Below are 6537 nucleotides of genomic sequence, written 5' to 3' on the forward strand. Positions count from 1 at the left end.
CTCGCGCTCCGCTCGCGCTCCGCTCGCGCTCCGCTCGCGCTCCGCTCGCGCTCCGCTCGCGCTCCGCTCGCGCTCCGCTCGCGCTCCGCTCGCGCTCCGCTCGCGCTCCGCTCGCGCTCCGCTTAAAAACAAGAAACCGTCCGCAATGTTTTTTATTGCAAGATTGAAGAAATTTTGTAGATTTGCTGTTGCAACCATTTGGTTTTCTCCGTTTTTGGGATTTCCCTAAAATATTGGGGAGAAAATACATTTTATTTGCGGTGGTTTTCGGAAGTATTTTGGTTTTGGTGATTTTTCTTTCTTTGGCATTTAGTATTTTACTTATACTTAAAAACGGAAAAGAGGAAAAAATGGCAATAATTGAAGCGAAAGAGTATAAATTATTTGAAGAAATAAAGCAAACCGACGAAAACGGAGCGGAATTTTGGTTTGCGCGTGATTTGCAAGCAGTATTAGAATACGCTCAATGGCGGAATTTTCATAAAGTAATCGACCGTGCTATACTTGCCTGCAAAAATAGCGGATTCGGCTTGAGAGAGCATTTTGCTGAGGTCAGCAAAATGGTCGAAATCGGCTCTGGGGCGCAGAAAAACGTCGTGGATTACAAACTAACCCGATATGCCTGCTACCTTGTCGTCCAAAACGGCGACCCGCGAAAAGAAATTATCGCTCTCGGGCAAACATATTTTGCAATTCAAACGCATCGTCAGGAATTGGCGGACGCTTTTAATCAACTTGACGAAAACAATAAGCGCCTTGTTGTTCGCGGTAATATTAAGCAATGGAATCAACTTTTGGCAGAGGCGGCTCATAACGCAGGAGTTATTACAGACGACGAATTTGCGATTTTCCAAAATTCGGGCTATATGGGACTTTACGGCGGCTTAACTGTTGCTGATATTCACAATAGAAAAGGTCTGAAAAAAGATGAAAAAATACTTGACTTTATGGGAAGCACCGAACTTATTGCCAATTTGTTTCGCATATCGCAGACCGAAGAGAAATTAAAAATCGACCAAGTCGCAACTGCCGCAGAGGCAAACGAAACGCATTACAAAATCGCCGAGAAAATTCGCAAAGCAATGATAGATATGGGGACAACTTTGCCTGAAAATTTGCCTACTCCCGAAAAAAGCATTCAGATTATAGAGCGCGAAGAAATAAGAAAACTCAGAGACCCGCAGGTAAAGTTGATGTTAGACGAATAAGCGCTAACCCAAAAACAAGAAAGGCAAAAAATGGCAAAAACATACAAAAAAATCAGCATAATCGGCGCGGGAATAAGCGGAATAGGCAAAGAAATTATCATCGAAAAAGAAACCGTGCTGTTGCACAAAGGAGAGTTAAAATGGCTTGTGAATGTTTTGTAAAAGATAAAAAAGAGTGCGCCTGCCCCAAAAAAGAATGCCCGAATAACGGCAAATGCTGTAATTGCGTTGCCAAACACAGAGCAACAGACAGTTTGACGTTTTGTATGTTTCCCGATAACGGCGGGGATAAGAGGGTGGAGAATTATTATCGAAAGTTAAAAGAGAGGTTTGAAGGCAAATAAAAAATGCAAAAATTATCGGGAAATCAAAAAATACCCCCACACTACCGCAACAATAAATTATATTACTAACGCGACAAATGGCAAATTATGGAATTTATTCCCATAGTTTGTTATTATTTGTATATAACATTGTAAGTCCAAGACAATCTTCAATGGTTGTTCTGCCGTAGGACTTTCTGTTATATACAATTATGGAATATCATAATCTGCCGTTTGTCGCAAAACAACGATTATCGGCAGAACAGCCTTGCTGTTTTGCCTTTTATGGGCAATTCGAGCGCGGTGCTCTTTTGCATAAAATTTTAACAAAGGAGTTCTTTTTATGAAAAGAATTATTGGTGTAGCAATTGCTACAATGGTGTTGTGTAATGTTGCATTTGGTCAGTCATTGAGAGCTTGCATTCCTGTCGCTTCTACCCCAAAACCTCAAGGAACTAGCAACGTATTAAGCAACATTCACATCGTTGGGGAAGTGTCCAGATGTGCAGGTCAAGCAGCGGCTGCTCCGCGTGGACAACGCGCTAACACATTTAACAGTTGCGCCGCTACTTCGTCAAGTTCAACCGTTAGGTGCGCTCAAGCTATAGGCACACTCGGCGGCGGGCGGTAAGACGTGTTTAGATATTTCTAAACTGTTTTGGGTTGGGCAATCGGTTTCGGTTGCCCTTTTTATTTTGCGCAAAACGTATTTTATAGGCAAAATTTTACGAAAGAAGGCATTATGCTGATTAACAACACGGAATACTTACAGATACTTTCCGATATACGCCTGAAAATCAAAACGGCGCAACATAAAGCCGTGCTTGCGGCAAATTGTGAATTAGTTATTCTTTACTGGAATATCGGCACAACAATAAATCTGCATAGTTCTTGGGGAAACAAATTCATTGATAATCTTGCTCGCGATATTAAAAATGAATTTCCTGATACAACGGGATACTCTGTTCGTAATCTTAAATATATGGCGAAATTTGCCAATCTTTTCCCTGATTTCGAATTTGTGCAAGCGGCACTTGCACAAATTACATTGAGGTATAAATGAACTACAAAAAAATCAGCATAATCGGCGCGGGAATAAGCGGCATAGGCGCGGCAAAACTCGCGCTTGACTTAGGCGCAAAGGTCTTCATCTCCGACGGAAAACCGCACGCCTTACTCGAAGAAGAACTGAAAAACGCAGGACTTTTTGGAAAAATAGCCTACGAAGGCGGCGGGCAAAGCGACAAGATTTACGACAGCGACCTAATAGTAGTTTCCCCCGCAGTTTGGATAAATTCGCCGATTTTTCCGGAAGCGGCAAAGCGCGGAATAGAAGTAATCGGCGAAGTGGAATTTGCCTACAGAAACAGCAGTTGCCGCTGGGTAGCAATAACAGGAAGCACAGGAAAAAGTACCACTACCGCAATGTTGAACGCAATCTTTGACGAAAGCGAAATCCCACACTGCCTTTGCGGAAACATAGGATATTCCGCCGCCGAACTTGCTCCCAAACTTCCTGAAAACGGCGTAGCAATTTGCGAAATAAGCAGTTTCCAGCTCGAAACAATAGACAAATTTTGCCCCGAAGTCGCCGTAATTTTGAATTTATACCCCAATCATTTAGACAGACACCCGTCCCTCGAAGAATATTACGGGATAAAACTGACAATCTCAAAAAATATGAAAAGCGGACTGAAAATAACGACAAGCACAACGGGGGCAACCATTGCGCGAGAACTCTTAAAAGAGTGGGCAAATGGAATGATCCCCGCCGCCGACATCGAAAGTTTTCTTTACAATGAAACAAGCAACGAAATTATAGAAAAATTGGCAAAATACGTTAAACTTGCAGGAACGCACAACCTGTATAATGCCGCCATTTGCAAAAAAATCGCCGAACATTTCGGCATTTCCGAAGAAAAAATTTTGTCGGGAATTTCAAAATTCAACGGGCTTGCGCACCGAATGGAATTTTGCGCGGAAATAAACGGAGTGCGCTTTTACAACGATTCCAAATCGACAACGGGCGAATCAATGCTTGCGGCAATCACGGGATTTGCGCCTAAAACCGCCCATTTAATAGTCGGCGGAAAAGACAAAGGCGTTCCTTTTGAAGATTACAAAGAGAAAATTTACGAAACTTGCGCCAAAGTTTATGCAATCGGGGAAGCCGCAGAAAGAATAAAAAACTGCTGGGGCGATATAGTTATTGATTGCCAAACTCTGAAAAATGCAGTAGATTTGGCAAAAAAATGTGCAAAATCAGGCGAAGTGGTAATCCTTTCGCCCGCCTGCGCTTCGTTTGACCAATTTAAGGGCTTTGAGGAGAGAGGCGAGAGGTTTAAGGAGTTGGTTTTTTCTCTGTAATATGGCACGTTTTAAGCAATTAGTTTTCTCCCCCCAAAGTCAAGAAATCAATATAATTATCGGGAGTTATGCGTTCAAATTTATGTTCGGGATAATTTGTCGCAAACGAAAGAGGGATTTTCGCCTGTTTTTGACTGTTCCATTTGAACTCAAACGCGTGTAAAACTCCGCCGCGCTCTTCAATGTAGTCAATTTCTTGCTGTGCGTGCGTTCGCCAAAAATATCTGTTGCAAAAAATTCGGCTGTAATCAACGTATTTTTTCCTTTCGCTTACCATAAAGTTTTCCCACAAAGCGCCCACGTCCGAACGCAATTCCAAAGAGTTGAAATTTTGAATTAGCGCATTTCGTATTCCGTTGTCATAGAAATAAATTTTTTGGCTTTTTTTAAGTTCATTTCTAATGTTTCGGCTAAAAGAACGAAGACGGAATATAACAAACACTTTTTCAAGCAGTTCTATGTAATTTTCAATCGTTTCACTTTTTATTCCAACGGTATTGCTCAATTCGTGGAAAGATACCTCGTTGCCCAATTGTAATGCTAATGCCGTTAATAACTTTGAAAGAGCGTTCGGATTACGAATGTCTTTATACGATAAAATATCTTTATACAGATAACTGTTGCACAATTCAAACAAAATTTCCTGCGCATTCGACGGATTATTTACGACATCGGGATACATACCAAAAATCATTCGCTGTTTAAGCATACGTTTTTCTTCTAAAAAAGAGGAGTTTTTTATCAATTCGAGCGTAGAAAACGGATAAAGCGTAAATTCAAATTTTCTGCCTGTTAGCGGTTCGTTTATTCTGTTTCGCAAGTCAAATGCCGACGAGCCGCTCACAATCAATTGTATGTCGGGAATGTTGTCGAATATCAGTTTTAGTGTAATTCCTATGTTTTCCACCCTTTGCGCTTCATCTATAAGCACAATTTTTTTGTCGCCGATAATACTTTTAAGTTCCGTCGATGTTGTATTTTCAAGTTTTTGCAATGTGTCGGGCTCGTCGCAATTAAGAAAAAGTGTTCCGTCTCGGTCAAATTCACCAAATATTTTTTTTAACAGAGTTGTTTTTCCCGTTTGACGCGGTCCGACTAATACAATCGCTTTATTCTTAAAAAACCTTTCTTTAAGCATATCGTAAATTTCTCTTTTTATCATACACACCTCCCGATTTTATGTGGTTATTTATCCGTAAAATAATAAATGCCACCTGTCTATTGGAAATTTTAATGTGAATTTTTACACTATATCGGAAATTTTAATGCGATTTTTTTACACTATATCGGAAATTTTCATAGGTTTTCGCTTCTAACTTGACTTTCGTTTTATTTTCCGCCCGATGCCTCTTAATTTATTGCTTGATTCGGATTTCAGTTTTTCGGGCTTGGTTGTTTGGGTGTCGCAGTAGCAAATCCAAAGTTCTGCTTTGTATTTCAAACTTGCAATTACCTGCTAAATATTCTTTTTTTTCGGATTTTTATTGTGCAAAAACATATTTTTATCCAAAGAAGAAAGGCAAAAATGAAAAATAACGAAAAAAACGTAATTATAGAAAGAGCGGAAATAATCACACCTTTCGGCAACAAAGACGAAACGCTGAATTCGCTGTACGCAGGAAAATCGGCGGTAGTTGCCGAAGATTACTTGGGCTTACCCGTGTCGCTTGCGCATATTCCCGAAAATTATCCGAAGACAACCAAGCAAATTGTAGAGTATTATAGAAATTTATCCGTAGGGGCGCATTGCATACGCCCAAATATGCAAATGCCGCGTGAACAAATGCCGTCCGAGCAACAGGGCGTATGCAATACGCCCCTACAACAATACAACAGTCCAAAAACACTATTTATATATAGCATAGCAAAAGGCGACATAAACGGCATTATCGACAAAAGCTACACCGCCTATTCCCCAATCCCCGAAGAACAAGCAAAACAAATCGCTGCCGAACTTGGACTTGGCGCCTCAAAAATTATGGTCTCCGGCAATGCTTGCGCGGCGGGAGCGGCGGCGATAGATACGGCGCGGCTTTTTCTCACAAACGGTACTTTTGAGACCGTAGTAATTTTCGGCTTGGAGCAAATAAGCGAATTTACTGTCAGCGGATTTCACGCATTGTCGGCAATATCGCCGAGCGGCGCAAGACCTTTCGACAAAAACAGAAACGGAATGAGTTTAGGCGAGGGAAGCGGAATTTGCGTTCTGAAATACGCAACGCCACAAAAAAATGACATCTGCGTTTTAGGAAGCGGTGCAAGCAACGACGCTAATCACAGGACAGGTCCCTCAAAAACGGGAGACGGTTTGGCGTTGGCAATTGAACGCGCGTTAAAGTCGGCAAATATACACGCAACCGAAATTTCAGCAATAAAATGCCACGGCACAGCAACCCCTTATAATGATGCAATGGAAGCAAAAGCGCTGAAACTGATTTTCGGAAAAAAAATTCCGCCGATGGTTTCACTGAAAGGCGCAATAGGGCATTTGTCGGGTGCCGGTTCGATGATAGAAACGGTGATTTCTGCCGAGTTTTTGAAGTATGGGAAAATACCTCCAACAATCGGCTTTGAAGAATTTGAGGGGGAAGAACAAATCAGTGTCTCAAGTATAGGTAGGGGCGAAGAAACTTTCGCCC

The 6537-nt window shown here is 41.5% G+C and carries 8 protein-coding genes; 6 read left to right on the plus strand and 2 right to left on the minus strand.

All coding sequences use genetic code 11. The features are described from left to right. On the minus strand, positions 1-198 hold a 198-nt coding region (locus FWE23_11010), incomplete at its 3' end, for a hypothetical protein (GenBank protein MCL2845955.1). Between the two features lie 152 nt (positions 199-350). On the opposite strand from FWE23_11010, the gene dinD reads away from it, so the two are divergent. The 5 genes from dinD to murD all read left to right on the plus strand — a co-directional run bounded on the left by dinD (position 351) and on the right by murD (position 3898). Further along, entirely contained in the window at positions 351-1208 is an 858-nt protein-coding gene (dinD, locus tag FWE23_11015) for a DNA damage-inducible protein D (protein ID MCL2845956.1), read from the plus strand. Between the two features lie 140 nt (positions 1209-1348). Beyond that, a complete protein-coding gene (locus FWE23_11020; GenBank protein ID MCL2845957.1) occupies positions 1349-1552 on the plus strand; it encodes a hypothetical protein in 204 nt (67 codons plus the stop codon). A gap of 322 nt (positions 1553-1874) precedes the next feature. Beyond that, positions 1875-2162 carry a hypothetical protein gene (locus FWE23_11025; protein MCL2845958.1) on the plus strand — a complete coding sequence of 96 codons (288 nt, stop codon included), beginning with the start codon at positions 1875-1877 and terminating at the stop codon, positions 2160-2162. 111 nt (positions 2163-2273) lie between these two features. Further along, on the plus strand, positions 2274-2594 hold the full coding sequence (locus FWE23_11030; GenBank protein MCL2845959.1) for a DUF1016 N-terminal domain-containing protein: 321 nt from the start codon (positions 2274-2276) through the stop codon (positions 2592-2594). Continuing rightward, on the plus strand, positions 2591-3898 hold the full coding sequence (murD, locus tag FWE23_11035; GenBank protein MCL2845960.1) for a UDP-N-acetylmuramoyl-L-alanine--D-glutamate ligase: 1308 nt from the start codon (positions 2591-2593) through the stop codon (positions 3896-3898). Before FWE23_11030 ends, murD begins: the two co-directional genes overlap by 4 nt. A gap of 19 nt (positions 3899-3917) precedes the next feature. Here murD and FWE23_11040 read toward each other — a convergent pair whose 3' ends face one another. Continuing rightward, the gene (locus tag FWE23_11040; GenBank protein MCL2845961.1) at positions 3918-5060 is read right to left on the minus strand and encodes an ATP-binding protein; all 1143 of its coding nucleotides are present in this window, start codon (positions 5058-5060) and stop codon (positions 3918-3920) included. Between the two features lie 363 nt (positions 5061-5423). On the opposite strand from FWE23_11040, the gene FWE23_11045 reads away from it, so the two are divergent. Further along, positions 5424-6537, plus strand: a 1114-nt coding sequence (locus FWE23_11045; GenBank protein MCL2845962.1) for a hypothetical protein, incomplete at its 3' end; no start/stop codon positions are given.

This window comes from Chitinivibrionia bacterium, assembly GCA_009779925.1.
GTDB lineage: Bacteria > Fibrobacterota > Chitinivibrionia > Chitinivibrionales > Chitinivibrionaceae > WRFX01.